26 protein-coding genes are annotated in these 25,797 nt (G+C 38.6%); 18 read left to right on the top strand and 8 right to left on the bottom strand.

Annotated elements, in window-relative coordinates:
• Window positions 1–76 precede the first annotated feature (76 nt).
• The 5 genes from RUH74_RS07060 (at window position 77) to RUH74_RS07040 (ending at window position 4,885) form a co-directional block, all read left to right on the top strand.
• A complete protein-coding gene (locus RUH74_RS07060; protein ID WP_313799574.1) occupies window positions 77–778 on the top strand; it encodes a response regulator transcription factor in 702 nt (233 codons plus the stop codon).
• Window positions 775–2,223 (top strand): sensor histidine kinase, encoded by a 1,449-nt coding sequence (locus tag RUH74_RS07055; RefSeq protein WP_313799573.1) that lies wholly within the window; start codon window positions 775–777, stop codon window positions 2,221–2,223. Before RUH74_RS07060 ends, RUH74_RS07055 begins: the two co-directional genes overlap by 4 nt.
• Before the next feature lie 2 nt (window positions 2,224–2,225).
• Window positions 2,226–3,305, top strand: a complete 1,080-nt coding sequence (locus RUH74_RS07050; protein ID WP_313799572.1) for a LolA family protein — start codon at window positions 2,226–2,228, stop codon at window positions 3,303–3,305.
• Between the two features lie 128 nt (window positions 3,306–3,433).
• The gene (def, locus tag RUH74_RS07045) at window positions 3,434–4,015 is read left to right on the top strand and encodes a peptide deformylase (RefSeq protein ID WP_313799571.1); all 582 of its coding nucleotides are present in this window, start codon (window positions 3,434–3,436) and stop codon (window positions 4,013–4,015) included.
• A 27-nt stretch (window positions 4,016–4,042) separates the two neighbouring features.
• Window positions 4,043–4,885: a pentapeptide repeat-containing protein gene (locus RUH74_RS07040; RefSeq protein WP_313799570.1), complete on the top strand. Its 843-nt coding sequence runs from the start codon at window positions 4,043–4,045 to the stop codon at window positions 4,883–4,885.
• 132 nt (window positions 4,886–5,017) lie between these two features.
• Here the strand turns inward: RUH74_RS07040 and RUH74_RS07035 are convergent, their stop codons facing one another.
• From RUH74_RS07035 to pdxR, 6 genes are all read right to left on the bottom strand, one after another.
• Complete coding sequence (locus RUH74_RS07035; protein WP_313799569.1) at window positions 5,018–5,452, bottom strand: EVE domain-containing protein; 435 nt, start codon at window positions 5,450–5,452, stop codon at window positions 5,018–5,020.
• 5 nt (window positions 5,453–5,457) lie between these two features.
• The gene (locus RUH74_RS07030; protein ID WP_313799568.1) at window positions 5,458–5,850 is read right to left on the bottom strand and encodes a rhodanese-like domain-containing protein; all 393 of its coding nucleotides are present in this window, start codon (window positions 5,848–5,850) and stop codon (window positions 5,458–5,460) included.
• 19 nt (window positions 5,851–5,869) lie between these two features.
• On the bottom strand, window positions 5,870–6,295 hold the full coding sequence (locus RUH74_RS07025; RefSeq protein WP_313799567.1) for a MarR family winged helix-turn-helix transcriptional regulator: 426 nt from the start codon (window positions 6,293–6,295) through the stop codon (window positions 5,870–5,872).
• Window positions 6,296–6,639: 344 nt separating this feature from the next.
• Window positions 6,640–7,689, bottom strand: coding sequence for a hypothetical protein (locus RUH74_RS07020; RefSeq protein ID WP_313799566.1), 1,050 nt, complete (start codon window positions 7,687–7,689; stop codon window positions 6,640–6,642).
• The gene (locus tag RUH74_RS07015; protein ID WP_313799565.1) at window positions 7,679–8,254 is read right to left on the bottom strand and encodes a sigma-70 family RNA polymerase sigma factor; all 576 of its coding nucleotides are present in this window, start codon (window positions 8,252–8,254) and stop codon (window positions 7,679–7,681) included. Before RUH74_RS07015 ends, RUH74_RS07020 begins: the two co-directional genes overlap by 11 nt.
• Window positions 8,255–8,484: 230 nt before the next feature.
• Window positions 8,485–9,927, bottom strand: coding sequence for a MocR-like pyridoxine biosynthesis transcription factor PdxR (gene pdxR / locus RUH74_RS07010; RefSeq protein ID WP_313799564.1), 1,443 nt, complete (start codon window positions 9,925–9,927; stop codon window positions 8,485–8,487).
• A 130-nt stretch (window positions 9,928–10,057) separates the two neighbouring features.
• Between pdxR and RUH74_RS07005 the strand changes: the two genes are divergently transcribed.
• The 10 genes from RUH74_RS07005 to RUH74_RS06960 all read left to right on the top strand — a co-directional run bounded on the left by RUH74_RS07005 (window position 10,058) and on the right by RUH74_RS06960 (window position 18,162).
• A complete protein-coding gene (locus RUH74_RS07005) occupies window positions 10,058–10,672 on the top strand; it encodes a LysE/ArgO family amino acid transporter (protein WP_313799674.1) in 615 nt (204 codons plus the stop codon).
• 73 nt (window positions 10,673–10,745) lie between these two features.
• Window positions 10,746–11,345, top strand: a complete 600-nt coding sequence (locus tag RUH74_RS07000; protein ID WP_396229917.1) for a nucleotidyltransferase family protein — start codon at window positions 10,746–10,748, stop codon at window positions 11,343–11,345.
• Window positions 11,320–12,333: a serine hydrolase domain-containing protein gene (locus tag RUH74_RS06995; protein ID WP_313799563.1), complete on the top strand. Its 1,014-nt coding sequence runs from the start codon at window positions 11,320–11,322 to the stop codon at window positions 12,331–12,333. Before RUH74_RS07000 ends, RUH74_RS06995 begins: the two co-directional genes overlap by 26 nt.
• 215 nt (window positions 12,334–12,548) lie before the next feature.
• Window positions 12,549–13,109 (top strand): GNAT family N-acetyltransferase, encoded by a 561-nt coding sequence (locus RUH74_RS06990; protein WP_313799562.1) that lies wholly within the window; start codon window positions 12,549–12,551, stop codon window positions 13,107–13,109.
• Window positions 13,110–13,279: 170 nt separating this feature from the next.
• Entirely contained in the window at window positions 13,280–13,957 is a 678-nt protein-coding gene (locus RUH74_RS06985; protein WP_313799561.1) for an HAD family hydrolase, read from the top strand.
• A gap of 2 nt (window positions 13,958–13,959) precedes the next feature.
• The gene (locus RUH74_RS06980) at window positions 13,960–15,171 is read left to right on the top strand and encodes a multidrug effflux MFS transporter (RefSeq protein WP_313799560.1); all 1,212 of its coding nucleotides are present in this window, start codon (window positions 13,960–13,962) and stop codon (window positions 15,169–15,171) included.
• Window positions 15,172–15,245: 74 nt separating this feature from the next.
• Window positions 15,246–15,686 carry a DUF6157 family protein gene (locus RUH74_RS06975; RefSeq protein ID WP_313799559.1) on the top strand — a complete coding sequence of 147 codons (441 nt, stop codon included), beginning with the start codon at window positions 15,246–15,248 and terminating at the stop codon, window positions 15,684–15,686.
• Between the two features lie 179 nt (window positions 15,687–15,865).
• Window positions 15,866–16,678, top strand: a complete 813-nt coding sequence (locus RUH74_RS06970; RefSeq protein WP_313799558.1) for a TrmB family transcriptional regulator — start codon at window positions 15,866–15,868, stop codon at window positions 16,676–16,678.
• A 62-nt stretch (window positions 16,679–16,740) separates the two neighbouring features.
• Complete coding sequence (locus RUH74_RS06965) at window positions 16,741–17,628, top strand: DMT family transporter (RefSeq protein ID WP_313799557.1); 888 nt, start codon at window positions 16,741–16,743, stop codon at window positions 17,626–17,628.
• Between the two features lie 78 nt (window positions 17,629–17,706).
• Entirely contained in the window at window positions 17,707–18,162 is a 456-nt protein-coding gene (locus RUH74_RS06960; protein WP_313799556.1) for a GNAT family N-acetyltransferase, read from the top strand.
• 52 nt (window positions 18,163–18,214) lie between these two features.
• Here the strand turns inward: RUH74_RS06960 and RUH74_RS06955 are convergent, their stop codons facing one another.
• Entirely contained in the window at window positions 18,215–19,381 is a 1,167-nt protein-coding gene (locus tag RUH74_RS06955; RefSeq protein ID WP_313799555.1) for an MDR family MFS transporter, read from the bottom strand.
• Between the two features lie 168 nt (window positions 19,382–19,549).
• On the opposite strand from RUH74_RS06955, the gene RUH74_RS06950 reads away from it, so the two are divergent.
• Window positions 19,550–20,413 (top strand): LysR family transcriptional regulator, encoded by an 864-nt coding sequence (locus tag RUH74_RS06950; protein WP_313799554.1) that lies wholly within the window; start codon window positions 19,550–19,552, stop codon window positions 20,411–20,413.
• 286 nt (window positions 20,414–20,699) lie between these two features.
• Window positions 20,700–22,157 (top strand): pyridoxal phosphate-dependent decarboxylase family protein, encoded by a 1,458-nt coding sequence (locus RUH74_RS06945; protein ID WP_313799553.1) that lies wholly within the window; start codon window positions 20,700–20,702, stop codon window positions 22,155–22,157.
• 93 nt (window positions 22,158–22,250) lie between these two features.
• On the opposite strand, the gene RUH74_RS06940 is transcribed toward RUH74_RS06945, so the two are convergent.
• A complete protein-coding gene (locus RUH74_RS06940; protein ID WP_313799552.1) occupies window positions 22,251–24,689 on the bottom strand; it encodes a S8 family serine peptidase in 2,439 nt (812 codons plus the stop codon).
• A gap of 380 nt (window positions 24,690–25,069) precedes the next feature.
• Between RUH74_RS06940 and RUH74_RS06935 the strand changes: the two genes are divergently transcribed.
• Window positions 25,070–25,399 carry a hypothetical protein gene (locus tag RUH74_RS06935; protein WP_313799551.1) on the top strand — a complete coding sequence of 110 codons (330 nt, stop codon included), beginning with the start codon at window positions 25,070–25,072 and terminating at the stop codon, window positions 25,397–25,399.
• Window positions 25,400–25,797 lie beyond the last annotated feature (398 nt).

The raw sequence follows: 25,797 nt of genomic DNA, 5'->3' as shown, positions 1-25,797 counted from the left end.
TGATAAAAATAAAGTAATTATAAAGTTTAAAATTCTATCATTTTTTCATGCTATCTTTGTTTTGGGAGGAAATACGATGGAGGCAAACATTTTACTAGTTGAAGATGATACCGAAATTGCCCGTATTATTCGGGATACGCTATTAACAGCAGGACATAAAGTTACATGGGCTACAACTGGTCTTGAGGGGCTCAATGATTTTCAATCAGGTTCATATGATTTAGTGCTGGTCGATTTAATGCTTCCAGAAATGGATGGATTTACATTATGCCGTAACATACGTTGGAGAAGCGAGATACCGATCATCATCATTAGCGCGCGTAAAGATGATGTCGATAAAATCGAGGGACTAGGACTTGGTGCAGATGACTATGTAGCTAAACCTTTTAGTTTAGCAGAATTACAAGCACGTATAGATTCAAATTTGCGCCGCTGGTTCCGTTATAACCATGTTGAAGAAACGCATAATGAATTAGTTTATGATCAAGGCTTAACAATCAACTACAGTTTACAAAGTGTATTCTTATTTGGGGAAGAGCTCTCATTAACAAATAAAGAATTTGAACTGTTATGTTTACTAGCTGAAAATGGCCAACGCACATTTTCTAAGCATGAGATCTATGAGCATGTATGGCATCAGGCGGATATGGAAGGATTACATACTGTCACAGTCCATATTAAATCTCTTCGGGAAAAACTAAAGGACCCAGTTAAATCTCCGCACTTTATTCAAACTATCTGGGGAAAGGGATATCGCTTTATTGGTGTGCCGTCATGAAAATAAAAACTTGGCTACTTGTTTCCTATCTCATCGTCATGTTACTTCCGTTAGTTGCAGCATACGTACTGTTTCTTTCGATTAATGCGTATCATCAAGAAAAAAATGTAGAAGAGTATTTAGAGAAATGGGTCGAGCTGCAAAAAATTATAGAGATTGTAGATAACCCTGAGATGTTCCAGGCAGGTAGATCTTATGAGGAACTTAATAAGTTAACGGGGGCTCACACAGAACTCAATTTGTATTTAAAAGAAGGCTTTCTATTGTACACCTCTAATCCTATGAAGTCACCAGTTGATACAATTGCCAAACCCCAGGAACTTTATTTAAACTTGTATGAATTTGAAAAAGACTACAATGCGTATACCTATCGATCACCAGTTCTGCAAGGGAAGGATATTATTGGCATTTATGAGGTCAGGTTAGCGCGTAATGAGTGGGTGAAGGGTGTTTCTGACCGAACCTGGCTGGTTGTAGGTATCTTTGTCCTATTCTTTGTTGCTATGTTTACCATTGTTGCGTTCCTTGTCAATCGCAAACTAAATAAGCCGCTTCGATTGTTGATGAGGCAAATGAAGTCATTCGCGGAGAAAAATGAAGTTTCCCCAATTTATGAAAAGAATGATGAAATTGGTGAGCTCGCAAAAAGTTTTGATGAAATGCGCCTTCAAATGATTACTGCTAAACAAAAGCTTATAGAGGAGCAGGGAGAAAAAGAATACATGATAGCAAGTATTTCTCATGATTTAAAAACACCGCTCACATCGATTCGCACGTATGCAGAGGCGTTAGCTGGGGCGATCTCTACTGATGAAAAGATTAGTGAATATAGTCAAGTGATTGTTGATAAATCGAACTATATGAAACATATGCTAGATGATTTATTAATGTACACACTTCTTCAAACCCCAACATTTGAGATGGAGCTTATCGAAGTTGAGGGAGAAGAATTTTTTGACATGCTTCTCTCAGATTATGAACCGCTATGTTTGGAAAAAGGGATCTTCCTTGAAACAATTTGTACAGTTAAGGGGATGTATCGCGTGAATCCAAAGCAGATGCTTCGGGTAATGGACAACCTAATGACGAATGCGATTAAGCATTCAGATCTGAATGGCCATATATTGTTAGCTGCGATCCATTCGACACACCTTCCCGTATCTATCATGCCTTTTGTTAAGCCCTATATAACGAAACAAGAAGGTATGTATTTGATTGTCCAGAATAGTGGTGAGGGCATTGAACAGTCTGAGCTGGAAAATGTTTTTAAGCCGTTGTATCAAGTGGATATAGCTCGTACGAAAAATAGCGGTACAGGTACAGGGCTTGGACTAAGCATTACGAAACGAATTATTGAAAAACATGGCGGTACAGTAGAAATGGCATCAGATAAGCAATTCGGTACTTGTGTCATTTGCTGGCTGCCGATAATAAAGGAGATGTAAGGATGAGTTTTGTTAAATGGTTTAAGTCAATCGGATTAGCAGCAGCGCTGTCTGTTAGTTTAGTAGGTTGTTCTGATGAGGGAAATGAGTTTTCTCCGGAACAAGTTATTCAAAAAACTTTAGCGGATTCGGCAGAAATGCCTGCGTACTATGGGGAATCTGTTATGAAGTTTAATGATGGAACTGGAGATATGGAAATTAAGGAGTGGGTTTCTAAAGATGGAAAGCGCCGAGCAGAAGCGGTAATGCCAGAGACGGGTGAAAAGTCGATTACCGTAAATGATGGCAATAAGTTGATGTCCTATGATGAGGCTGCGAATACAGCATTTGTTATTGATATGGAAGAAAATACACGTATGAATGATTCCCCAAAAGAACAGGCTGAGTTCCTTTTGAATATGATTAAAGATACGCATTCTATTAAACTTGTAGGAGAAGAAAAAATGATTGGCCGGGATGTATATCATTTGAAGGCAGAAGCGAAGGATGAAAATACATTGTACGGTAACCTAGAATTTTGGGTGGATAAAGAAAACTGGTTCATTTTAAAAAATGTATCAACTAGTGGTGATATTGAAGTCTCTGTTGAATATAAGAAAATAGAATTTAATCCAACTATTAAGGAATCAATGTTTACTTTGGAGTTGCCGAAGGATGTTGAGATGAAGGATATTTCAGCTATGATGGATGAACAGCCGGTTGATTCTTTAGAAGACGCAGCAGAGATCATGGAAAAGCCATTTCTACATGTACCAGAAAAGGACGGAATCGCAATTGAGCAAATGACGGCAGTACCAGGTGGAAGTGACATGAATCCGCAATTAACATTAAACTACTTTAAGGATAACCTGCCATATTTCTCTTTAAATGTATTTGCTATCGATGAGGAAAATAGCAAATTTGATGGGGAGGGAGAAAATATCCGCGGATTAAAAGGGGATAAAACAGATATGAAAGACTTGCGCATGCTAAACTGGGCTGAGGATGGTTTTGGATACACTGTCACACTATTACAACCTGAATTAACATTTGAACAGATGATTCAAATGATTGATGAGATGGAGTATGTTAAGGTGAAATAAAGTAAATTTTTTCCTTAGATTGCAAAATAAATACCCGGCAAAAGAATAAAAAAGATGTCCAATATACTGGACATCTTTTTTATTCCTATTATATGTTTTAAATAAGAAAGTTAATGAGGTGTTTAAAAATGAGTAAGTTCCAATCGAATTACATGATTACAATGAAAGATATCGTCCAGGAAGGAACAGATGTATTACGGGTAAAAACGCAAGAAGTAAACATTCCGCTCTTAGAAGAAGACAAAGAAGCTTTGCTATGCATGCTTCAATATTTGAAAAATAGCCAGACTCCATCTATCTCAAAGAAATATAAATTACGTCCAGGTTCAGGGTTATCTGCTAACCAAATTGGTCTTAATAAGCGTATGTTTGCTGCACTTTTTTTGGATGAAAAAAACGAAGATGCTGAATATATGATGATTAACCCAAAAATTGTTAGCCATTCAGTCAATATGATATACCTGCCTGAAGGAGAAGGGTGCCTTTCAGTAAATCGGGAAGTGATTGGGTACGTACCAAGATATGAACGAATTAGAGTAAAGGCGTATGATATAAATGGAAAAGAGGTTGAATATAGATTGAAAGGCTATGGGTCAATCGTTGTTCAGCACGAAATGGATCATTTAAATGGCATTATGTTTTATGATCGGATTAATAAGGAGAATCCTTTTAAACTGCCAGAAAATGTAGAGATACGAAGCTTGTATTAATGATGGAAAGGAAATGTGAGTACTTTTATGGAAAAAAATACAATCCCTGAGTATTTACGTTCAGATTGTGAAAAATGCTTTGGTTTGTGCTGTGTTGCTCTCCCTTATGCGAAATCGGCAGATTTTGCATGTAATAAGGATGGAGGGACCCCCTGTTCCAACTTACAATCGAATTTTCGCTGTGGGATTCATAACCAACTTAGGGAAAAGGGATTTCAAGGCTGTGTTTCCTATGAATGCTTTGGTGCAGGGCAAAGGGTATCGCAAGTAACTTTTGGGGGAAATGATTGGCGCAATCATCCTGAATTAGCTAAGGAAATGTTTGATGTTTTGCCACGTATGCAGCAGCTTCATGAGATGCTTTATTACTTACATGAAGCTCTTTGTTTTGAGGAGGTTAAATCGATCTATAACGATTTACGTGCTGCTGTGGAAGAAACAGAATTTCTAACACTCCAAAGCTCAGAATCTATTTTGAGTCTTGATATATCTGCGCACAGGGCGAAAGTAAATGAATTACTCCTTCGAACAAGTGAACTAGTACGAGCCAAATTCACTGTAAAGAAGAATCAAAGCAAGCACAGCAAAATAGGCAGAGGAAGTGACCTGATCGGGGCAAAATTAAGAGGGACTGACCTCAGAGGCGCGAATTTAAGGGGTGCTTTGCTAATCGCAGCTGACTTAAGAGGAGCTGATATGAGAGAGACTGACTTAATTGGTGTGGACTTTAGGGATGCTGATTTAAGAGGGGCGAATCTCACTGGAAGCATCTTTCTTACCCAAGCACAAGTAAACGCTGCTAAGGGAGATATGCATACAAAACTGCCAGCCTCTTTGAGGGTTCCGGCTCATTGGATTAAAGTAGGGTAGGAATAAGGGCGTCTCAGTGATGAGATTGCCCTTATTTCTTAGAAGTGAAGCCACCCAAGTGAAATCTTTTTTGTAAAAGTATTTGAATGTCTAAAATCCATAGAGATGCCTATTAAGGGAGATTAGAATTATTTAATCTACTATTACATTAACCATATTTTCTGCAATTAGTTTGAAATCTTTTTCACTTATCTCGAAATGACCAAATCGAAAAGAATAACCCCAATATTTAATACTTTTAATAAATGAAAGTTGTGAAATTAATGGCTGAATTGACGTTTCATTGCAAGAAATAAAAGCTATATTTCTTCGGTACGGTACGAAATTATTGCCCATATCTACCTGGTAAACATTATCATCCATCACTTTTCCAATTGCGGTAAATTTTTGATGCGGAGTTTTCTCTTTGAATCGTACCTTTGGAGAGTAATAAATAATCCAATCACCAGAATTCATCTTTTTTAAAGGGGCAAGTTTGCCATGACAGAGTTGAGCAAACTCACCCTTTACTGCATTCATTACATGGTCTCGTGAAGCAACACCAATCCAATACCTTTTATTTTGCACCAGTATCAACACCTGCAACTATCAGACATGCTAACTTCTTGAATAGAATCTGAAACAGGAAAGTTCATTTCTTTCCATGCTGCAATCCCCCCAGTCAACTCTTTCACCTTATATCCATGCTCTAATAAAAACTTTGCTGCCTTGGCAGCAGTGTTGCACCAGACATCCCAACAGTAGACAATTATTTCCTTTTCTTTTGGTAATTCATTTAAACGATCTGGCAGCTCTTGTTGTGGTATAACTTTAGTACCCTTAATTGTTAAACTTCTTAAATGAACTGGGCCGTTTCTAACATCAATCAAAAAGTATTTATCTGGATCTATTTGTTTCGATTTCAAATAATCCATAGGGCTAATTGTTGCTTCCAAACGTGCATTAAAATAATCAAGTGCGAGCATAATTGTGTTACCTCCAGCTTTATAATGTAATCCAAACTTTAACAAGTAAATCCTTTAACAATTTTCTTTCTTGCTGACTTAAGGGTGCTAAAACTGCTAATTCCGTTTTAATTAAAAATTCCCAACGTGAATTTAATACATCGTTTCCTCTTGGTGTAATCAATAGGCTATAGGATCTTCTATCATTAGGATTCCTTGTTCTCTCTACAAAACCTAAAGTTTCTAAATGATCGATGTGGCTTACCATTGTTGTTCGATCAATTTGTAGGCTTTCAGAAATATCCTTTTGTGATGAGTAAGGGTTTCCTTCGATAAATAAAAGCACTCCATATTGTCTAGCGTTAATGTCATATTGGGCAAGTCCATCAGCGAACCTGGTTTCCATTTGCTGAAGAACTTTTCCAAGTAAAAAACCATAAGATTGATTCCATTTCTCCAATTTCATTATTCACCTCTGATGATAATCAGTAAAATATATAATCAGTTTAGCTGATTAATTTTTAAAATTCAAGATGTATTTATATAATTTAATAGCAAAGTATTTTAGCTCCAACAGGTCTATAGTGAATAAATGAAATTAATTCTTAATTTTATGAAACAATGTACTTAACCATATGGGGGCTTAGAGAAAGAAGAGTGGATTGATTTTATGATTGAAATCATTTCAGTTATTCCAAAAAGGGCACTTTTCTGGAGGAAAGAAAAAAGCCCAATTTCTCAATTTTTTATACTGACAAATTGGGCTTTATACTATTGTTTGCCAACCTCATTTACCTTGTCTTGTTATTTCTACCATGGTGTTTCAGTTTTGTGTTCAATAACTTGTAATACTTTCGGTTCAATCGCTTTTAATAGTTGTTCTGTTGAAAGATTGTTTTTAGGAATTTCTCCATTTTGTTCAGCTTGAATTTGTCTTTCAACCTGTGTTTTTGCAATCACATCAACTACTTGTTGTTTAGAGACATTGATAGATGCTGCAATCTCCACAACAGATTTCCCTTTGGCTAATTCTTGTTTTAATTCTGTCGGGTTCATTTTAAGTAAAGAAAAGAGTTTTTCATCGTTTATAAAGGCATCAGCAGTATAATCAGGCTTCCCATTTATTGAGAAGAAGCCTTCTACTTGAATGTTTGAAGTTGTTGTCTCACCTCCAATCAGTGAAACACTGATTGAGTTGTTCTGAACAAATACTTGGTAGAATGGTGTTTTTGATCCCTTTTTAATGTAATTCAACATCAGCGTTTTTTGATCAGGGTTCTCCATTTGCTCCATAGTAAACTCGTACTCTTCGATGTTGCCATACATTTTTTCAATGAGAACATCTGCCTTCGCCTTGATTTCCTGATCAGTTAAAGTAAATAGTGGCTTCTCCTTAGGCTCCCAATTCTCCTGATTCACGTGTTCAATCTCACCCGTAATACTGTTTGTATGAAGGGTAATCTTTTTGCCGGTTCCGCCTTTTTCCTGCAGTATGACGCTCGTTTGGACACCTTGAACGTAGCTTGCATCGATAATCTCAAACGATTTTGTTTCGGGAAATGCACTATATAGCTTTTTAAGTGTAGCTTCGCCAACCTCATCCACCTTGACTTGTTCAGCAGTCATTGGTGTTCTAGTAAGCATTTCAATCAGGGGAGGGGCAGCAAATGCAGCGGTAGGTATCAAAATTGCAGCAGCAGCTATTCCACCTATTAATCGTTTTTTCATAGTTACTTCTCTCCTTTTTTGTTGCAAATATTGAGAATAGGACTGTTCTATTCGTTTGGTAATGGCCGTAGGGCACTCCATATTTTCTGCTTGTTTGTGCAGATGGTTACGAATTTTGCGTTCAAAAGTCATTGATCTTTTCCATCCTTTCCGGGGGGAGAATCCCTTTATTTTTTCGAAGCGACTGGAGTGCCGCATGATATCTGGACTTGACCGTACCTAGCGGAATATCGAGCAATGTTGCGATTTCCTCAAGGGTATAGTCGTGAAAAAAGCGGAGAATAATTACCGCTCGCTGTTTGTCGGTCAGTTTTTGGATTGCTTGCGATATCAGTTGGTTTGTCCCATCCGTCAATACAGCAGGTTGGTCCCAATGAGACTCTTCCTGTGAAAAGCCACGGATGCGTTCAAAAATTCGGAATCTCCGCCAGCTTTTGACCCGAAACCTCTGCACTTGACGGATTACCAACCCGTGTAGCCAAAAGTGGAAAGGACGGTTCGTATCATAGGTAGCAAGTGAGGTCCACATTTGCATATAAATCTCATTCATGACATCTTCTCGATCCTGTGGATGATCCACCATAAAGCAGACGGTCCGGTAGACATCCTGATAGGTGGCATCATATATCGTATGAAACGCCTGTTGATCACCATCTTTCATTTTCGTGAGCAATTGGTACATATATTCACTTTGCATTCAGAGGGCCCTCCTGAGTAAGCAGCTTACACACTATATTGTCACTCTATTAGAAAATGGTTCGGTTTTTTTCTTATTTTTTTTGCAAGGTTTAGTGAAACAGGCTATTTGTCTGGAAAACAACCAGAAGTAGCAAGATTAATTATAGATAAATTTGCGCATATTCAATAAAAAAGTAGCGGCTGTACTATGAGAAAGGGACGAATGGATTCGTGCGATATTAGCTCATACTAGCTAGAAAGTTCTTGAATAATCTGGGCGAGCCGAATGAGTCCTTTTTTTAATTGGTCTATTGAAGCAAATGAATAGGATAAGCGCAAATGGTTCTGGTTATTTCGATCATATACATTTCCTGGGTTGATCAATATCCCTTCTTTTAAGGCTTTTTTAAACAATTGGTGAAGGGAAATTTGTTTATTGATAGTGAGCCAAATATAGAAGCCTCCATTAGGTACATTCCATGTGGAAAGATCCTTAAAATACTTATTTAATATATTTATAGTAAGATTTCTCCGTTCTAGTAATTCCGCTCGTATCTCCGCTAAATGCTCTTCGTAAAGCCCGCTTGACAGCCACTCTGCAACCGCAAATTGAGATAATGAGCTTGACCCATAATCTGTTTGCATTTTTATATCTGATAAGCGATCAATGACAGGCTCTGGGCCAACAATCCAGCCGATTCTCAAACCTGGACCAAGAGTCTTGGACATGCCTCCAATGTATAAAATTTGTCCTTGTTCATCCATTGATTTCAATGGATGGGGAGGAGGGTTTTCGAACCAAAGGTCTCCATATACATCATCTTCAATGATAGGGATACTTTCTTTCTTGCATGTTTGTAGCAGCTCTGTACGTCTATCTGAGGACATTACGATTCCCGTTGGGTTGTGGAATGTAGGGATTGAATAAAGTAAAGCTCCATTATGCTGTCTTTTTAAACGGCCTATTGAGTGGGCTTGCATGCCTTTTTGGTCCATAGGAATACCCAATAAGTTCATTCCTGCTGATTGGAAGACATGAACGGAATTGAGATAGGAAGGGGTTTCGTGAAATATAGTAGAGCCCCTGTGCAATAGGCCGACGGAGATCAATTGTAATGCCTGCAGCGCACCGGATACAATCATAATCGAAGGTGGAGAGGCGTTGATCCCTTTAGATTTGATATATTTACTTATCATTTCTCGTAAGTATAGACTTCCCTTTGGTTCCGAGTAACCTAAAGAAAGCGAATCGGCGCTGTGGAATATTTGTTTTATTTTTTGTGTAGGCAAAAGTTCAGGAGCAAGCTCCCCTGTACCAAGACGAATGATGGCAGGGTCTGTTTCTGCTGCATTAATTTCTTGAATGATTTGTATATTTGGATGATAAGCACCTGATTTTACATAGCTGATCCAATCAGGAGGTGGAGCAGCTGTAAGTAAACTCCATGTGTTATTTGCTACAATTGTGCCGCTTCCTGCTCTTGACATAATTAATCCATCTGCAGCAAGCTCTCCTAATGCATAAACGATCGTACTGCGATTTACTTGGAATTTTTGGGCGAGGTCACGCTGAGGTGGAATTTTCGTTCCGACTGGCCATTCGCCATTGATAATTTTCCTTTTCAAATATTCGTATATTTGGTGGTGAAGGGGAGTTGAAGTCGATCTATTGAGTTTCCATTCATCCGACATAAAATCACACTTTCTAATTTTTATAACCATTATAAACTGATTGGTTGGGTTTAAACACAACCAATTGGTTGGAGAATGCCCCACTTAATTCTTATACAATGGAGGCAATAAGAAAGTGAGTGATGTATACATGTTAGAAGCAATTGTTCATGGGTTTATTCTAGCATTTGGGTTAATCTTGCCATTGGGTGTGCAGAATGTATTTGTTTTTAATCAAGGTGCGGTTCAGCCTCAGTTTCGAAGAGCCATACCTGTTATTATTACTGCCTCCATTTGCGACACGTTGTTAATTTCTCTAGCTGTTTTAGGGGTCTCGGTTGTTGTTCTTGAATACATTTGGCTGAAAGCAATCCTTCTTACTGCGGGTTTCTTGTTTTTAATCTATATGGGTTTAGTTACATGGAGAAGTAAACCTGTGAGTAATGGAGAGGAAACAATCATTACTTTCACTCCTAAGAAACAAATTGTCTTTGCCATGTCTGTCTCATTACTGAATCCACATGCCATTCTAGATACAATCGGGGTAATTGGTACGAGCTCATTAAAGTATGCAGGAAATGAAAAGGTGGCATTTGCTGCCATGTGCATTCTCGTTTCCTGGGCATGGTTTATGGGGCTGGGCATTGCTGGGAGAGTAACAGGGAAGCTGGATAAATCGGGTCGATGGTTAATGATATTAAATAAAACATCGGCAATTGTCATGTGGGGAACGGCAGGATATATTGGGTATTCGCTTATCATATGAATCTTGTAAAAAGGAATTTTATTAAGAATAGAAGAATTAGTTATATATCCCTCTTAAGAAGGAGTTTTTCATAATGCTCAAAAGTGAAGAAGATATCATTGCAATCATTGCGGATGATCAATGGATGATGGATCTATTAAGGGCTGCAAAGGAATTGAATTTGCCAGATTGGTGGATTTGTGCCGGGTTTGTAAGATCGAAAATATGGGATGTGCTTCATGGCTTTAGTGAAAGAACGAGAATACCAGATATAGATGTTATTTATTTTGATCAGACAAATCTTGATGAATCGGAAGAAAAAAGGCTTGAAAAAGAACTTTATTCACGTCTGCCTGATGTTCCTTGGTCGGTAAAGAATCAGGCGAGAATGCATGTTATTAATAATTTCCCTCCGTATACATCATCTATTGATGCAATCTCGAAGTTTCCTGAAACAGTTACCGCATTAGGAGTGAAGCTTGATGATGACGACAATCTGATCTTGACCGCACCTTGCGGAATTAAGGATGTATTAAATATGGAGGTCAATCCTACCGCTATTTTCAAAGAAACGAAGGAACTTACTTTAATTTATGAAGAACGGCTGAAGAAAAAGGACTGGAGCTCTGTTTGGAATAAGGTAACGTATAGTAGGAGGTACATGACATTTGAAGCTGAAAAAGAAAGTAGATAACCAGTTTTCGCCTGTTGAATTACATGTTAGAAATACATCTAATACCGTTGATTGTTCTGGTGCGGGTGTAATGGTTATTCGCAATGACCGAATTGTTTCAGAAGCATACTGGGGGAAGCATTCTAAGGCATCTGATGCACGTCCGATTCAAGAAGACTCGCAATTTCATGTAGCGTCTGTCCGAAAAAGCTATATCGGCTTTGCAGCGGCGTATGCCATACATAACGGGTACATCCATTCTATTGATGATGAAATCGCGAAATACTTACCTAATATAAATACTGACCTTTTTGCTAAAACAACGATTAGGCATCTGCTAACACATACCCATGGATTACATACAGCTGAGGGGAATATAATTCGTGAATTTCCGCCGGGGCAGAGCTGGGCATATCGTGATATAAGTATAGAAATATTAACACAGCTGATCCACCATTCTACTGGAAAAACCGTTTCTGAAATTCTAAAAGAACAGGTTTTTAACTCTTTATCATTTCATGAAACAGGCTGGTATGATGAACAAAGCGAGAAATTGGTAGAAGTGATCAGAGAACCAGCTGACAGATTTTGGTCAATGGATAAAGGGGAGGATGGAAATAAGAAAAACATGTATGTATCCACAAGGGAGCTTGCTTACTGGGGATATCTTCATTTAAAGCAGGGGTGTATTGATGGAAAACAAGTCGTGGCAAAGGAGATCATTCAGCAGGCTACCTCTTTGCAAAGCCCTGTTTTAATAAATAAGGATCTTCCACAAAACGGCTTTTTATGGTTTGTAAAGGATCTGCCTGCAAAGAAGACGGAAATAGGAGAACTCGTTCCTAAAGGCTCTTTTCAAATACTAGGATATACAAGTGTAGCGGTATTAGTGGTGCCTAAGCACGATATTGTTGCCGTTCGCATGTTTAATAGCTTTGGTTCCCCTCCTGGATACGATTATTTAGCAGATATTCGCGCATTTGGGGACACGGTAATGAAGTGTGTATAGAGAATTATTAAGTACTCCTTATTTATCTACGAAGTTAGTCCATTTATCTACGAAATTTAGGATATATCTACGAAATTGAATCAAATATCTACGAAATTAAGGATATATCGATTTTCGACAAAAATTCGTATCAAATAGTTATAATTTTTATAAAATTACTTGTGTGATCGGAGTGAATTCGTTATAACTATATAAAATGCTAAAGGATGAGGTACATGAATCCATTACTATTTGATTTTCCAGACGAGTTTGAAACAGAACGACTAATCATACGTGCGCCAAGACCGGGTGATGGGAAGGCAGTATATAACTCTATTAAAGCATCAATAACCGAGCTAAAGCCATGGATGCCGTTTGCGCAGAAAGAACAGTCGGAAACGGATGTAGAAATCAATATAAGAGAGTCATCTATTAACTTTTTAAAAAGAGATGACTTAAGATTGCTGGTTTTCTTGAAGGAAACAGGAGAATTTATTGCTTCCTCTGGATTACATCGAATTGATTGGTCAATCCCGAAATTTGAAATAGGCTACTGGATTGATACAAGACATAGCGGCAAAGGCTATATGACAGAAGCAGTTCAAGGCATTACAGACTTTGCGGTAAACGAACTAAAGGCCCGAAGAATAGAAATACGCTGTGAATCAACTAACGTGAAAAGCCGTGCAATTCCAGAAAAGTTAGGCTTCGTATTGGAAGGAATCCTAAGGAACGAGGGACTGTCTGCTGAAACGAATGAATTAAGAGATACTTGTGTATATGCAAAAGTAATTTAAATGGTAGGAAATAGAAGGCTGTCGAAAGGCGGCCTTATTTCGTTTTTAATGAAATGTATGCTGATTTCAGTCCGCAAGCAGTAGTAAAATGATGGGTATAATTTCCATTTCGTTAAAAAAGGATTAAAGTTCATTTACCAGTTGTAATCTAATGAAAGCGGGAATGAGAAATGATTAAAGCGGTTTTATTTGATTTAGATGGTACATTGTTAAATCGGGATGCATCGCTAAAGAGTTTATTAGAAGAACAATACAAGCGTTTATATCAATATTTAGGACATATTCGAATAGAGAAGTATATTACAAGGTTTATAGAATTAGATCAGCGAGGGTATGTTGGAAAGGATCTAGTCTATCAGCAATTAATCGGTGAATTAAATATTAGGGGAATATCCCGGGAGAGCTTACATCAGGACTATATAAATGAATTTAGCAGCTGCTGTGTTCCTTTTCCGAATCTCATAAACATATTAGAAAGGTTAAAGGAAAGATCAATTCGCTTAGGGATCATTACGAATGGAAGAGAAAAGTTTCAAATGAATAATATTAAGGCTTTAAGGATTGAAAACTATTTTGATACTATTCTCATTTCTGACAGGGAAGGAATAAAAAAGCCGAATCCTGAAATATTTAAGAGGGCATTAAGTAAATTGGATGCCGAAGCCGATGAAAGCATATATGTGGGGGATCATCCAGAAAACGATGTGCTTGGCTCTAAAAATATAGGGATGTTAGCAGTATGGAAAAAGGATAGTTACTGGGGGCATGCTGCAGCAGACTTCATGATTAATGATTTAATGGAGCTGCTTAAAATTATTGAATCCCAAGAAGGAAGTGCTTATTCGTAATTATGAATTCTCAACAACAAATTCATGGCAAGAAACCATTAGCGAAAGGATGGATGGTCCTTATATTGGGCTCTTTGACAGCCTTTGGTCCATTATCGCTCGATATGTATTTGCCATCTTTGCCAATGGTGGCTGATGATTTACATACAACTGCTTCTTTCGCACAATTGAGTTTAACTTTTTGTTTACTGGGGTTGGCACTAGGACAATTATTTTTTGGGCCGTTAAGTGACATACAAGGGAGGCGGAAACCGCTAGTAGTGACATTAATCATTTATTCGGTCTCGTCTATTTTATGTGCCTTCAGTCCGAATGTATGGATTCTTGTTACGCTCCGTTTTATTCAAGGTCTGACCGGTGCGGCTGGAATCGTCATTGCTCGGGCAACCGCTCGAGATCAATATTCTGGAAAAGATTTAACGAAATTTGTTTCACTCTTAGCTCTTGTCAACGGTGCAGCACCGATTCTTGCACCGATTTCGGGTGGAGTTATTTTACAGTTTGCTAGTTGGCAAACCGTGTTTATAATTCTGGGAATTATTGGATTCTCCATGTTTCTCGTTGTTTCTTTTTTTCTGCCAGAAACCTTGCCTGAGGAGAAAAGGTCAGAAGGCAGTATGCTGGCTACACTTAAGACGTTCCGCAATCTTATTAAAGATCGCCTGTTTATAGGATTTGCACTGACTCAAGCTTTTATTTCAACAAGCATGTTTGCATATATTGCAGGTTCTCCCTTTGTCCTGCAAAACCTTTACCATGTGACGCCGCAGCAATTTAGTTTATTATTTGCGCTGAATGGAATAGGAATTATACTATCTGCTCAAGTTACAGGGCGTTTAGCTAGTACCATTAGTGAAGTGAAATTATTAATGAGCGGCATTGTTATCGCAGCTGCAGGAAGTATATTTTTGCTTTTCGTTACCTTTCTGCATCTTCCTTTACTAGCTATGGCAATCGCGTTATTTCTAGTTGTTGCAAGTGTTGGAATTGTATCGACAACCTCTTTTTCATTAGCGATGCAAAGTCAAGGAAGGTCTGCTGGAAGTGCTTCTGCACTGCTAGGATTATTGCCATTTATAGGGGGAGCCATTGTTTCTCCGCTAGTGGGGATTGCTGGTGAACAAAGCGCTGTTCCAATGACAATTATTATTGTGATTTTTAATGTAGGTGCTTTGCTTTTATATAGTATTCTTTTGCAAAGGCGAAACAAATAGCAATTTGCCGTATTAAATGATAGAAGAATAGGGAAAAAAGAATATAGCATTTCTGTGAGGAAGAAGGGAAGACATTGAAAAAGAAAGATATCAATTATTATCAGACGTTTATTACAGTTGCACCGGATTGTCCGGCTATGGAAGGAACTGTTCCCCCTCTTCGAAAGGGAGGTGCAACTAAATCGCGGATTGAATATGATCTTCTTTCAAGCCATCCATATACATACTCTCAGGAGGATCTTATTTATGAGGTATATATACGCCATAAATTAATCCCAGAGGATGAGCTGCTGGCAAGAGGAACGCAAATTAGAGAGGAGCTATTTCTAAAACCCCAAGCTTGTTTAAGAGCCTCTATGCTTCCGAAAAAATATGGGTGGGGCATACATTTTGATCGTACGGGTAAAATAGCCCTCTTCGGTGTTGAGTCTCCGGATTATCAAAAGTTCCTTTTGCAGGAAGGTGATGAGCTAAAAATACTGCCGGCTATGCGAAACAGCCGTTCGCGCTCCTAAGACTAAAAGCATTATTATTGATTCCAGTGGAAGATCAAAAACGAGCATTGCAATGCTCGTTTTATAATTTTTAAAACCATAATTATTTGTATAAATCAGTCTATTTAGATTTATCTATAGACTTTTTGTTAGAAAACCATTATAGTTGTTATTAATATAACTACTAATTGGGAGGGCATATGGAGGATAAAGCAATTATTGAATTGCAAAAACATGGTTTTTCGAAGTATGAATGTAAAGCATACATTGGTTTATTGAAATCACCCGCTGTTACCGGTTATGAATTAAGTAAGCGTTCCGGTGTTCCAAGATCAATGATTTATGAAGTTTTGGGAAAGCTGCTTGATAAAGGAGCAATCCAAACGGTGCCTTCTGATCCTATTGTTTACAAACCAGTTGAGCCGAAACGCCTGCTTTCTCGCCTGAAGGAAGAAATGAATACATCATTAGAATGGCTGGAATCGTCACTATCCATGTTTGAAAGTGACCAGAAAGTGGATGTGGTGACGAGAATTGTCCGCTATGAGCATATTGTTCAAGAAATGCTTTCTATGATTCGCCTTTCAGAGAAGGCAATCTGGCTCTCAATTTGGTCACCTATTGTAAAAGAGATTGAAGCAGCCATTCAAGAGAAAGAAGGATCGATCCCCATTTTTACAGTTTTATTTGGGGCTGAAGATAAGTCATTAGGACATACTTATCACCACAACTATATGGCACCAGATATTGTTAGTAAGCGAATGGGAGGTTATTTGACGATTGTCATCCGAGATGAAGAAGAAGCGCTAATTGCGAAATTTAGCGACAAAGGTTCTGAATGGGCTGTAAAGTCAACGGATCCCGCCCTTGTCCTTATTGCTACAGAATATATTAGACACGATATCATGGTAGAAGAGACTATAAATATGCTCGGTCCTGAAAAGCTAGATGCGCTTTGGAAAAGCCGAGAGGACTTAATTCAAGTAATGACTGGAAAAAACAGCTTATTATAAGCTGTTTTTTCACCAAAATATATTAGTTGTTATTACACTAACTACTTAAGGAGGGAAACAATATGTACCCAAAACTAAAATTTTCCCTATCAATGGCTATATTCGGTTCTATAGGATTATTTTCAATAAAAACAGGACTTCCCTCTATCGAGTTGGTTTTTGTTCGCTGCGTATGTGCGAGTATTCTTCTAGGATGTATCTGGGGATTCCATTCGTTAAAAACAAAAAATCAGAAAAAGGGGGAGATTCCTCGACGGGAGTATTTGCTTGCGCTGCTTTGTGGTGTGTTTCTTGTCATTAACTGGGTCTTTTTCTTTCGTTCATTCGAGGTCATGCCCATTACTGTGGCGGTATCTATCTATCACTTAGCACCCGTCATCGTTCTTCTTCTAGGAACAGTTATATTTAAAGAAAAAATAACGGGTTTAGGATTGTTGTTTTTCTTTATCTGTTTTTTAGGAACATTGCTGGTCGGGGGCATTCATCAACAATCATCTGTTGCTGATTTCCTATCGAATGGGGTTTTGTGGGCATTTGCAGCAGCATTCTTCTATGCGCTTACTTCCATCACGGGCAAAGGGATTCAAATCCTAAGTCCACTGGCGACAACGGTTATTCAAACAAGCTTAGGGATATTTTTATTGCTTCCATTAGTGGATTGGTCAAAGTTTCTGCATCTGACCTTTGAAAATTGGCTTTATATTGTTGTTACAGGGTTTATTCATACTGGATTTGTCTTTTACTTATTTTTTAGCGGCTTACGTGAATTAAAGGCGCAAACGATTGCTATTTTGGTATTTATTGATCCAATTGTTGCTATCCTATTAGATGTGCTTATATTGAATTATCGCCCGGATGTTTTTCAGCTAGTGGGAATTCTCCTTGTGTTTGTGGGGATTAGCTATTCGCCAAAAAAGGTGAAAAATTTAGAAAAAGTAGCTGCTGGTTAGCAGGAGTATTTTGTGAAAAAGCTAATATGAATAAAGTAAACTTAACAGGTAATGAAAAATAGAAAGTGAGATGGAATTATGTCTCTTCACATTCGTGAAGTAACAGCAGACAATTGGCGTTTAGTGGCAGGTTTATCAGTATCTGAACAACAAACCCAATTTATTGAAAGCAATGCTTATTCCTTGGCAGAATCAAAATTTGAAAACAAAGGAATCTCTGTGGGGCTATATGATGGTGAGGTTCTTGTCGGTTATGCCATGTATGGATGGCCATCAAATGTTACTCAAAGTGCATGGTTAGATCGTTTCATGATTGATCGTCGATATCAAGGAAAGGGGTACGCTAAACAATTCTTACCACTTTTAATTCAGCATATTCAGCAGCAATATGACTGCCAAAAAATTTATTTAAGCCTGCATCCTGATAATAAAGCTGCTCAACGGTTATATGAATCGTTTGGATTCAATTTGAATGGTGAAGTGGATGACAGTGGACCTGTTTTTGGTGTGGTTATGGAATTAAAGGTTAATTAATAAAAGGACGAACAGCATCAGTGCTGTTCGTTTCCTATGTTTTTGCCTTTTATTATCTGCTTACTTCATTTAATGAAATGTGTTTACTACTCCTCCATTGCAGCACCTGTATACATAAAGCAGAACAAATGCCTGCTAATGCTCCAATCATCCAATTGACTTGCGGCATATGCTCAAACATCCATCCGCCGGCACCCTGGCTAACGCCTCCCCCTACAGCCATCGCAAGCAATGAAAAACCAAAATAGCTGGCTGAAAACTGAGGGGGCGCGATATCTGCTGTGTATTCATACGAGGTTGGCTCCACGAGCATAATTCCAACAGCATAGGTACAGAACCCTATCCAAAATAGTAGAAAGTTGTCAGATAATCCTACTAATAATATTCCTGCTCCCATAATGCTCATTCCTACTTTAATTACGGATAATCTCCGAAATCTCTTTGTCCATTTTTGCAGGGGATATTGAAGGAATACGACGATTATTCCATACACAATAAATAGACTGGAGACAAATGATGAACTGTTGAATACCTTTGCAGCATGCAATGGTATCGTTAAATATAACTGCATGAACATAAACCAAAATCCGATCATGCTAATAGTAAAGAAGATGAATAAGCGATCTGACTTTACTTTTCTCCAAGAATCAGCGAAGGATTGCTTTGGCACAGCGACCTTTTCATTCGGTAGAATTAGAAAAGTAAGAATGCCGCTGACAATAAAAATCCCGCCGCAAACGAGAGAAGAATAGAAAAAATCAAGCTGCAATAAGATCCCACCTAATATACCAGCGCAAATAATTCCTGAATGACGTACGATTTTATCAAGAGAAAAAATGTCTCCGCGCTTTCCGGGGGGTGTAAAGATCGTTAGCGCCGCTTTACTTGTTGGTTCAAATAATGAACCTCCTATCCCTGTAATGATGGCTGCGGCTATTAGTTCAAAGGGGGAAGTGCAAAAGGCGAACAATAGGAAACCGGTCCCGCGCAAGGCCATCCCAATACTAATCATCAGCCTGTAATCAAAGCGATCACCGAGTATCCCTGAGAGAAAAGAGGTTCCTTGCTGGGTTAATTGGCGGAGCATTAGAACAACCCCCGCAATTCCTGCGGAAAGAGCTAAGCTTTCAGTAATATAGGCAGATAAAAAAGGAATAAAAGCAAAAAAACTGACGTTCATAAGAAATGAGTTAACTAATAATAATCGTATGGCTTTCATCTGGTTACCACCTTTGTTGACGAAGTTTAGAAAAAAGTAAATGAATAGCTAATAAAATTCAAAGATAGCTTAGTTCATTCATACAAAGTGTATCAACAGCTTTGCTATTTGTATAACGAATAATTACAATGATATTAATTATAAAAACGAATCGTAAGGATGAGTGAAATGGAAATTCAACAGCTGCGTGCCTTTTTGTCAGTCGCACAAACAAAAAACTTTACGAAATCTGCAGACTTAATGTATGTATCGCAATCAACTATAACGATGCGAATTAAAGCATTGGAGCAATCACTTGGCAAAAAGTTGTTTGAAAGGGATAATCGTCAGGTTCATCTGACTTCTGCTGGAAAGGAATTAATGGATTATGCAAAAAGAATTGTAGAGCTTGTTGATGAAGGGGCAAGAAAGTTGAGTTTGGAGGAAAGCTTTAATAGCTCATTAGTCGTAGGAAGCCTGCATTCATTATGGGATTATTTACTTTTTCCTATTATGAAAGACTTTCAAACAAAATATCCCAAAATGGCTCTTCGTTTTATAACAGGACATTCATGGGATATCGTCCAGCATATTCTTGATGGTGTCATTGATTTTGGCGTCGTCTATATTCCGCCATCACATCCAGAAATCGAGGTAGTGAACTTTAAAAGTGAGGAAATTAAGATGGTAGCCAGAACGGATAACAATTTTAGTGATGAAATTGACTTAAGTACTTTAACAGCATTGCCATATATACATATGGAGTGGGGACCAGGTTATAGATTATGGTTTGAGGAATGTGTTGGCAAGCAAGTGTTTGCTTTGCAAGTTGACCATGCATCATTATATATTCAATATTTGCAAAGCGGTAATTTTATCGGACTGCTGCCATCTGCTATTGCTGACACACTCATCCAAAAAGGGGAGCTTGCATCGCTTCGCTATCAATCAAAAGTAGAAGCCCCGTTGATTCAGAGTTATATCATTTATCCCAAACGAAAGCTTGATGCAGTAAAGCCTTTATTAGATTACATGCTGCAAACAGCTGATTGAAATTTGAATCATTGGCTATATTATTAAGTTGTTTCTTTAAAGGGGCATTTAATGGAGGAAGTATACCAAGAAGAATCAAATAAGCTAACTATTTTGAAGGTGTTTTTATTCATTTCGGCTGCCGTCGCTGGCGAGTGCCGACCGCCGACCGCGTCGCCAAGTGGAGAGAGTGTGTTTCGAAATATTGCGGTTTTATTCGAAGATGCATACCACCCGAGTTCTGCTAGTGTATAATCTGAATCAGCAATGGAATTTTTTACAAAATGAAGGGAGATGCATTTTCCAAATGCTGAAGCATAATTCACTTCTTAACCTTGATACGGATGAACGCATGCACATTGGAACCTACCTGTTGGAGCAAATCAATGATTATATGACGCGCATACGCGGGGTTCGTGTTTCGCCTGAACTCAACGTGGATGAGGTTGCAGAATATGTACGTAGAATATCTTTTGAGCATCCCGTCAGCGCGCGCGATGCGATATATCATATCTTGGAGGGGTTAAGGCAATACCAGGTACATACGCCACATCCTCGATATTTCGGACTGTATAATCCGCGGCCCAACTTCATGGGAATTATGGCGGATACGATTACTGCAGCATTCAATCCGCAGCTTGCAGCCTGGAGCCATGCGCCTGTAGCGGTCGAAATAGAGAACTATGTATTAAAAGAGATAGCTTCAAAATTCGGTTATTCAGCAGAGGCGGCAGATGGGACATTTACAACGGGAGGAGCGGAAGCAAATTTGACGGCCGTACTGACCGCACTAGTGCATTATTTCCCATCTTATGCCAAAGAAGGGCTGAGGTCACTCCCCACACATCCTGTCATGTACGCTTCTGCTGAGAGTCACCATTCTCTGGTAAAGGCAGCGCGTTCCTGCGGACTAGGTACAGATTCCCTTCGTATAATTACGACGGACTCTGAAATGCATATAGATGTTCATGCGCTTCATCATCAGATTCAAGAGGATCGCGCTGCTGGATACACTCCTTTTCTCATCATTGCGACGGGTGGAACGACCGGCGCCGGAGCGATTGATCCCATTAATGAAATCGCAAACTTGGCTGAACGTGAGCAACTGTGGCTGCATGTGGATGCTGCGTACGGTGGAGCATCCGTGTTTGCACCAGAACTGCTTAATCTACTTCATGGTATTGACCGAGCTGACTCCATTACCTTCGATGCGCACAAGTGGATGTCTGTCCCGATGGGGGCGGGAATTTATATTACACGGCATAAGGACATTTTACATAGAACTTTCAGCATCACGGCAGATTATATGCCGAAAGAAGGGGTTGATCTGGATGTAATTGATCCGTTCACCCATTCGATTCAATGGTCACGAAGGTTTATCGGTTTGAAAGTATATTTATCACTTGTAACTGCTGGTTGGGAAGGCTATCGCAGCATGGTGCAGCACCAGACAGAGATGGGCAATCGGTTACGCAGGGAGCTTGCATGCTCTAACTGGGAGGTTGTCAATGATACCATATTGCCTGTCGTATGCTTTACTGATTCCAATATTCAATCAAAGGTCCAATCGAATTTTGCATCATTTATATGTCAAGAGGTATTACGTTCAGGGCAGGCATGGATTTCAGTATACGATATAAACAAGGCTCCAGTCCTGCGAGCATGCATTACGAACTACGATACAACTGAGGAAGATATTATGGTATTGATGGAGTTGTTGAATGGAGCAAGGGCAGAATATTTGAAGAGACATCCGAACGGTTGATGGTCAATTTTAAGGTCCCTTTAGGGGCTCGTCGGTAAAGTGCCCTTTTAAGGTGAAAGCAAATCCGCCGGTTCTACCGGCGGATTCTTACCATCATTTAAGAAGAATATTTGCACCAGCTAAATCAGTTTGACCTAAGTATGTTGCATACGCATAAACATTGTAATATTGTCCTGCTGGGAGCTTGGTTCCATCAGCTAGCTTTCCATCCCATTGAAATGTTGTGTAGCCAGCCTTTACATCCTCGTAAACAGTGATATCACCTAAGTAGCTTAAAGGTTGTGAGTCCTTATTAGAAAGATAGACAAACAGCTCAACTTTCTCTGCGCCTCCAGGGAAATAGCCTTCTATTTCAAATTGGCCATCACCGATTTGACTGACCCCTAAATATTGAACTCGAGGGTAATCAGGTTCCTTAACAAATAGAATCGTTGGAACATCAAGCGTTTCTTTCCCATTACTGATTGTAATTCTACCTTCATAATAACCAGGTGCAAGTTTCCCAGCATCAACCTGTACATTCATATTTACATCTTGTGATTGACCCGGATTCACTTTTAAGTTATTGCTTGTCATCACTTTTATCGCATGAGAATTTTCACCCATGTTTACTTCGAAACTATAAGTCTGGCGTTCTGAAGAAAGATTTTTAATAGTAAACTTCTGTTTTTCAACCTGCTTGCCTTTATCTTTATAGAATATTCCAAAAGAGTGGCTTCCTGGTGTGGCAAGTGTTTTTGCTTTAATGGCATCTACTACTTTTATGCTTCCGGCACCCTGAGAATTATGAGGGTACGCTTTGCCTGTAGAAGGATCTGTTAAATTTTCTGCTGTATTCATTAATGCTGCCTTTACTTCTTTAACTCCCCATTGAGGGTTTGCTTGTAAAATAAGCGCTGCTGCCCCTGCTACATGCGGGGATGCCATACTTGTTCCCTGCTTCGCTCCATATCCATGAGGATTTGCTGGATCCCCAGTTGGAACTGTACTAACAATATTTACACCAGGTGCAGACACATCTGGCTTCACCATCCATGTATAAATTACTGGACCGCGTGAAGAGAAATCCGCCATCATTTCACCAACACGGCGTGAAAAATCAATTTGGAATGAAACTTTATTATTGCCTTTTTCTAATTCATCAAGCAGCTTTTCGCCTTCTTCTAATGAGATTTTAATAGTAGGTACATCCATTCCAGGTACATCAGGCTGTTCTCCAGCACTATGATTAAATATAATGGCACCCACTGCTCCTGCATGTTTGGCATTAGTTGCTTTATCAATGAATGCAATATCTCCACGCTTCATTAAAGCAATTTTTCCTGTAAGATCTTTCCCGGCAAATCCCTCTGGGGTTCCTAATCCTGCATATTCAAACTCGAGCTCTTTCCCGTTTAATGCTAAAAGATCTTCATCTTTTGCAAAGCCCATTACTTTTGCTGACGGATAGGCATCACCAGCAGTAGCAATAGCTGCATTGTATACATTGTACGGGAGCTGTGTAGCACCAACAGAAATAGCATCACGAGCCGTTCCAGGAGAACCAACTGTCCAGTTTTTTGGACCACTGTTGCCGTTTGAGGTAACCGCGACAACACCTTCAGCCATTGCCCAGTCTAATGCGATGCTTGTTGCATAATCTGGATCATTTAACGAGTTTCCTAATGATAGGTTCATAACATCTGCGCCATCTTGAACTGCTTTTTCAATTCCAGCAATTACGTTCGCAGAAGTTCCACGGCCTCCAGGACCTAATACGCGGTAAGCAAGTAATGTAGCTTCAGGTGCTACACCTTTGATAAGGCCATTAGCAGCAACTGTCCCTGCTACGTGAGAGCCGTGAGTCGTTGCAGCTCCTCTAGGGTCTCCGATTGGTGTTTCTTGCGGATCATTGTCATTATCAACAAGATCCCAGCCTTTATAGCTGCCAAATGCATTTTTCAAATCTGGATGTGTATAATCGACTCCAGTATCAATAACAGCAACTGTTACACCTTTTCCAGTATAGCCTGTTGCCCATGCCTCATTTGCACCGATATGAGGTGCGCTATTTAGCATATGCGGGCTGTATTCCTCCTGGGAAATTACTTCACCCTCACCTAAGCTAGTAGTTTGATATTCAACATCTGGGTATACAGCTTTTACCCCTGGCACCCCTAAAAGTGCAGGAATTTCATTTTCAGCTAGCTCAACAGCAAATCCTGAAAATACATAGTCGTATTCGCGGCTTATCTTTGAGCTTTTTGCAGCATGACTAACATCTGATTTTACTTGATTACGAACTTTAGATAAATTAGCTTTCGATTGATTTTTTCCTTTATGCTTTGATTCAACAAGAGACGGTTCTGCTAGTTCAACAATGACACTTGTTCGATTGGAAGAAGTGAGATTAAATTCGCCAACCAATTTTGCAAGCGGAGATGCCGTTTGACTATCTTTTTTACCAGCAGCTCCAGCTCCTGTACCTAAGGAAGAGAAAGTTAAAATAAATACTAATGAAATTAAAAAAGATTTAAAATACCATTTGACCATTAAAGTTTCATCTCCTCTATTTTTATCTTTGCGCTCCTCTATTTTCACCTCCGTCTGACTGCGCCTTTATCGGAAAATGCATAACATTGTTAACATTCTGTTAATTTTGTCGTTTTCCCTTGAAACTTTATTCCTGTTTTAAAAGAAATCAAATAGTATTTCTATCACAAAGAATATTCTTTTTTGGAGTTCCGGAGTATAGACAAAATATTATTTATAATCTTTTTCAGACTGATTGAAAACGCTGCTTTTTCGAGGCAGAAAGGTGAGTAATAAGAAAGGCGCAAGCGCCTTCGAAACATTCAAAGTTCAAATTGTTCCTGTGAGGATTATTCTTGTGACCTCGAAGGCTGGCTGCCTGCTCATTAAGAGTTGCGGCAGTGGCGCTATTGTTTGGTTTCAATGAGATTGCACTAACAGCATTGCTATTAAGCTTTTTAAGTGGGATGTTAGAGCAACGAAAAGGAATAACATTAAACCTGTATATGCAAAAAGCATCGTCCATGGAATTACTGCCGAAATTGTATAGTGTGAAGAACGTTATAGTATCATTAGGTTTTGGATTATCGACATTATTATTTGGATGGATTGCTGAGAGGGCAGGCAGGGTTCTGATTATTAGTTATGTCTATCTCTATATAAATAGAAAGATATTTTTCTCTCTAGGACAGCTTTATGTTTTGTCTACTTTTTTAAAAAGGTGTCATTGAATTTTAATAGTGACATCTTTTAATGATCAAGCTATCTTATTGTAGATATGTCTATCCAATATTTAAATAAATAACGAAAAAATATTCATTTTACTATTGATTATTTCTAAAAATGATTGTAATATAATAAATCTCAGCTGAAAGTCAGAGGAGAAATTAAAAGTTCTCATTTTATTTAAGCTTTTAGTTGTTGACAAAGGATGAAAAAATATGATAATATTTAATCCTGTTGTTATTACTTGATTGTTATTTTTTTTTAAAAAGTAATTGACGACGATTGATAAGTGTGATATAATTTAATCCTATCTTAAAAAATAGTTCTTTGAAAACTAAACAAAGCAAGAACGTCAACGTTAATTCAAGTTTTAAACTTAAGAGCTAATCTTACTCTTTATTGG

Origin of the sequence: Cytobacillus sp. (assembly GCF_032154635.1) — a bacterium.
Classification (GTDB): Bacteria; Bacillota; Bacilli; order Bacillales; family Cytobacillaceae; genus Cytobacillus.
The sequence above is the reverse complement of the archived record's forward strand: the minus strand, read 5'-3'. Positions and strand labels throughout refer to the sequence as shown.

Excerpts from the sequence above, each read along its gene's own strand:
- RUH74_RS07000 (WP_396229917.1), top strand. The coding sequence starts at position 10,746 with ATGCTCAAAAGTGAAGAAGATATCATTGCAATCATTGCGGATGATCAA.
- RUH74_RS07040 (WP_313799570.1), top strand. The coding sequence starts at position 4,043 with ATGGAAAAAAATACAATCCCTGAGTATTTACGTTCAGATTGTGAAAAA.
- RUH74_RS07060 (WP_313799574.1), top strand. The coding sequence starts at position 77 with ATGGAGGCAAACATTTTACTAGTTGAAGATGATACCGAAATTGCCCGT.
- RUH74_RS06960 (WP_313799556.1), top strand. The coding sequence starts at position 17,707 with ATGTCTCTTCACATTCGTGAAGTAACAGCAGACAATTGGCGTTTAGTG.
- RUH74_RS06965 (WP_313799557.1), top strand. The coding sequence starts at position 16,741 with ATGTACCCAAAACTAAAATTTTCCCTATCAATGGCTATATTCGGTTCT.
- RUH74_RS07015 (WP_313799565.1), bottom strand. The coding sequence starts at position 8,254 with ATGCAAAGTGAATATATGTACCAATTGCTCACGAAAATGAAAGATGGT.
- def (WP_313799571.1), top strand. The coding sequence starts at position 3,434 with ATGAGTAAGTTCCAATCGAATTACATGATTACAATGAAAGATATCGTC.
- RUH74_RS06955 (WP_313799555.1), bottom strand. The coding sequence starts at position 19,381 with ATGAAAGCCATACGATTATTATTAGTTAACTCATTTCTTATGAACGTC.
- RUH74_RS06945 (WP_313799553.1), top strand. The coding sequence starts at position 20,700 with ATGCTGAAGCATAATTCACTTCTTAACCTTGATACGGATGAACGCATG.
- RUH74_RS07050 (WP_313799572.1), top strand. The coding sequence starts at position 2,226 with ATGAGTTTTGTTAAATGGTTTAAGTCAATCGGATTAGCAGCAGCGCTG.
- RUH74_RS06950 (WP_313799554.1), top strand. The coding sequence starts at position 19,550 with ATGGAAATTCAACAGCTGCGTGCCTTTTTGTCAGTCGCACAAACAAAA.
- pdxR (WP_313799564.1), bottom strand. The coding sequence starts at position 9,927 with ATGTCGGATGAATGGAAACTCAATAGATCGACTTCAACTCCCCTTCAC.
- RUH74_RS06985 (WP_313799561.1), top strand. The coding sequence starts at position 13,280 with ATGATTAAAGCGGTTTTATTTGATTTAGATGGTACATTGTTAAATCGG.
- RUH74_RS07025 (WP_313799567.1), bottom strand. The coding sequence starts at position 6,295 with ATGAAATTGGAGAAATGGAATCAATCTTATGGTTTTTTACTTGGAAAA.
- RUH74_RS06990 (WP_313799562.1), top strand. The coding sequence starts at position 12,549 with ATGAATCCATTACTATTTGATTTTCCAGACGAGTTTGAAACAGAACGA.
- RUH74_RS07055 (WP_313799573.1), top strand. The coding sequence starts at position 775 with ATGAAAATAAAAACTTGGCTACTTGTTTCCTATCTCATCGTCATGTTA.
- RUH74_RS07020 (WP_313799566.1), bottom strand. The coding sequence starts at position 7,689 with ATGACTTTTGAACGCAAAATTCGTAACCATCTGCACAAACAAGCAGAA.
- RUH74_RS07005 (WP_313799674.1), top strand. The coding sequence starts at position 10,058 with ATGTTAGAAGCAATTGTTCATGGGTTTATTCTAGCATTTGGGTTAATC.
- RUH74_RS06940 (WP_313799552.1), bottom strand. The coding sequence starts at position 24,689 with ATGGTCAAATGGTATTTTAAATCTTTTTTAATTTCATTAGTATTTATT.
- RUH74_RS06970 (WP_313799558.1), top strand. The coding sequence starts at position 15,866 with ATGGAGGATAAAGCAATTATTGAATTGCAAAAACATGGTTTTTCGAAG.
- RUH74_RS07030 (WP_313799568.1), bottom strand. The coding sequence starts at position 5,850 with ATGCTCGCACTTGATTATTTTAATGCACGTTTGGAAGCAACAATTAGC.
- RUH74_RS06980 (WP_313799560.1), top strand. The coding sequence starts at position 13,960 with ATGAATTCTCAACAACAAATTCATGGCAAGAAACCATTAGCGAAAGGA.